General features: G+C 47.7%; 3 protein-coding genes and 1 pseudogene. All 4 read right to left on the reverse strand.

Annotation, left to right across the window (positions count from 1 at the left end; all coding sequences use genetic code 11):
- Positions 1-216: 216 nt before the first annotated feature.
- Positions 217-1,236: a GNAT family N-acetyltransferase gene (locus F452_RS0110490; protein ID WP_018966132.1), complete on the reverse strand. Its 1,020-nt coding sequence runs from the start codon at positions 1,234-1,236 to the stop codon at positions 217-219.
- Positions 1,217-2,140 (reverse strand): PG_1841 family phosphatidylglycerol lysyltransferase-like protein, encoded by a 924-nt coding sequence (locus tag F452_RS0110495; RefSeq protein WP_026292391.1) that lies wholly within the window; start codon positions 2,138-2,140, stop codon positions 1,217-1,219. Before F452_RS0110495 ends, F452_RS0110490 begins: the two co-directional genes overlap by 20 nt.
- A gap of 100 nt (positions 2,141-2,240) precedes the next feature.
- Positions 2,241-3,098, reverse strand: coding sequence for a KPN_02809 family neutral zinc metallopeptidase (gene ypfJ / locus F452_RS0110500; protein ID WP_026292392.1), 858 nt, complete (start codon positions 3,096-3,098; stop codon positions 2,241-2,243).
- Positions 3,099-3,303: 205 nt separating this feature from the next.
- Positions 3,304-3,417: pseudogene (locus tag F452_RS13530) on the reverse strand (peptidase); the annotation flags it as partial.

Here is a 3,417-nt window from a genome sequence, read left to right on the forward strand (position 1 = left end):
GCATTTTCGGTTCGTAATTTATCGAAGTGGCAGATTTTACCGCATTAAGATCAGAGATATCAATTCGATCTGAGCGCAAATAGGGAAGTCGGGCTTAGATCGAACTGACGACATTGTATGTCAGGGCCTTGTAAAAAGTATTGCCTGAAAGCAATACTTGAAGTTGTTACGTTGCATTTACTTACAACGAAAAAGAAGAGCGGACTGAGGTTAATATCAGTCCAGCATGAGGAAAAGGGTGGAGGGGAAAGGGGAAAAAAGATCCTTGACTAAGGAGTCGGGAGTGTGATGTGGAAGTAAAGATATCTCAGGCTGTATATTGTCCGAAAAGGCAATGTGTCCCTTACTGATATGATAAGTACCATTGTGCTGAGGGAAAAGAGGGTCACTATATACAAAAGAGCGAGCTTCTGCAGGATGGTATTGAGCAAAGGCTTCGAGTATGGGTATAGGGCGCAGGATCCTGAGCATTCCGTATGGAGTACTTCCCGAATGTGCAAGAATAGAGGCATGGTCGCAATCCAAAGACCGGAGCAGGTGATCGACAAGTATGAATGCCACTTCGGTATCCCCTACAAGCAGTCTGACATCAAGACTATTCTCTCTCGGGACAAAACAAGCCTGACCTACAGTCTTACCGGCACCGTCCTGCAACATGGCAACATCCCCCCCAGCCAAAGAAAAATCCTTCAAAGCCGTTTGCCACTGCCCGAAGGTATGCTGTACGGCCAAGCGAATATCCATTTGCTCCTCGGCTGAGAGAAAGCTGTAATCTCCTTGTCCGATCGTACAGGTATAGCCTCTGGGAGACTTTCGTGGGATAGAATTCGGTCTATATAGGATTTGTTTCCGACCAAAGGCCGGCGCATAGCCACCGCTGCGAGAGTAGAAATCGTACAGCCAAGCTTCGGCCGGAATAAGGAAACTACAGACATCGCCACGGTCATACATGACCGAAAGAGCTTCTGTCATCATCGTGTGCATAATGCCTTTGCCACGATGATCGGGGTGTGTGCATGCTCCGGAAATATAGCCGGCCGAGAAAGAAGTGCCAAAAATTCGCAGTTGATAAGGGAGCATTTGCAGATGTGCTACAGCCTCCCCCGTCTCGCTATACCGTAGCAACGTATCATCATCACGGAAAACTTTGTGGAAATAAAGGTCAATGAAAGGCTCGGGGTCATCGAAGCAGATGCGCCATAGTCGCACAGATGCTTCACGCTTGGATTCGGTCATGATCGCGCCGCAGTATGGCTGTTTGCTTTGGCAAAAGAATGGCAGGGCGATAAGATAGTTTGGCCTGACGCAGCCCCGGCAGCCCCAAGTCCTCCTCGCGATTGATGTAGCGGAATGTGTCCGGTATCGAACGGGCAAATTCTCTATTGATCATCGTAAACGCACCTTCCACCATAGCATCGGCCTTTTCGATATGTACTCCAAAAGTGTCGGCATTGATAGGGGAGCCTAAACAGAAAGCCACTACCCTTCCACGGACCCGTAGTACTCCTCCCGAAAGCCCAAGCTCCTGACGATGTCGAAAAGCACGCTCTACCATCTCTACCTCCAGCTCTCTTCCGTCCTGATCACCTCGGTTATCGAGCCATAGATGTGCCAGCATCAAGCATTCTTCGGCATCGCTATCCTTAACAGGATCGTATGTATAGTCGGGGTAGAGAGAAAGAAATTTATTGATATGATTGCGCTTGGCCTGCAACTTTTTACCTGACAAAGTCGCTAAACTTTCACGTTCGTATATATAGTCGCAATAGGCTTCATCCTCGATAAAGTAATACTCAGCCGAGCAATGCTCCTCGATACATCGGTGAATATCGGGAGTCACACCCATAAATATCAAGGGATAATCTTCGTGCACTACTTCCGCTTTCAGTCGATGGGCAGCAGCCACTACTCGCTCAGGATCGGCTCCCACAGGAAAGAGATAGACCGGATGACTACGGCTTTTCGGTTTGAAACGGATGATCAGACAGTCCTCCACAATAGCCCAAGACGTGCCATAGACGAAACTCCAGCAATAGAGATTGGAAAAAGCCAGGTCGCAAATTCTTGCCCCTGAAGAAAAAGTGATAGTCGTTATGGCCGATCTGTCAGTAGGTTCTACCGGTTTGAATTCAATATTCATTCGCATTGGTTTTGTCACCCCTCTGTTCATATCATATAAAGGGGAGACGTTAATTTATCGGTGAAACACCTTTACGAGCGAAAAAGTTTCATCGTTTTCCCTATTTCAATTCGGCAAATGTGTCACCTGCGGAGAAATCTCCCGTCTCGAACCCTCGTTTGAACCAGTACATTCTCTGAGAGGAAGTGCCATGAGTGAAAGCATCAGGTACCACATAGCCCTGCGATTGTTTTTGAAGAGTGTCATCACCGATAGCCTCCGCAGCTCTTATTGCAGATTCCAAATCCCCTTCTTCCAAAGCGATAATATTCATCTTCTGCGCATAATTAGCCCACAGACCGGCAAAGAAATCGGCTTGCAATTCCACTTTCACACTCATGCGATTATATTCCGCCTCGCTCACGTGCCCACGCATACTGTGCAGTTTATCCAATGTCCCCAACAGATGCTGTACATGGTGTCCCACTTCATGTGCCGTCACATAGGCCATGGCCAAATCTCCGGGGGCATGGAAACGATTGGCTAATTCATGGAAGAAATCGAGGTCGATATAGACTTTTTCGTCCGCCGGACAGTAGAATGGCCCTGTGGCTGCAGTGGCTCCACCGCAGCCGCTCATCGTTTCCCCTGAAAAGGTGACAAAAGTCGGTTTCTTATAGGTCTTGCCCAACTCACGATCGAATATCTCCGTCCATACATCGTTGCAACTATTGAAAACTCGAAGAGAAAAGACTTTCAGATCCTCGTTTTCATTCCCGGAAATGTCATCACTTACCGCCTCCTGGCCCGGGACAAAAAGATCTGCAATTTGAAACAGTGCGTCGGGATCCTTGCCAAGGAATACTGCTATGATAGCAATAATAATGGTAATGAGTCCTCCCCCTGCAAGTCGTTTGCCGCGACGACCTCGCCTGTCCTCATAGTTCGACTGATCGTCATTTCCATTGATCCACTTCATATAGTTTTTGTCGGGATTAAAATTGCGATTGATTTCTGTTCGTATTCTCTCACACCATGAAAGTAACAAAAAATCAAAGGAATAGCTCTTTCTATGGCTTATTCGGTTGCAACAAAAGGGTCGCCCGACTCCTTTTTATGGAAGCCGGGCGACCGGTTAAAGCGATCGGTTGGTAGAGCACACCGATCGAAAAATAATCAGCTCGTTACTTTACAGCAAGTTTTTCTACGTAAGACTTGCCATCAACAACCACCATAACTGCATAGGAGCCGCCCTGAGCCGTGTAAACAACCGTGTTGCGACCCGCTGCCAGACGACG

It is taken from the genome of Porphyromonas gulae DSM 15663 (genome assembly GCF_000378065.1).
Taxonomy (GTDB): Bacteria; Bacteroidota; Bacteroidia; order Bacteroidales; family Porphyromonadaceae; genus Porphyromonas; species Porphyromonas gulae.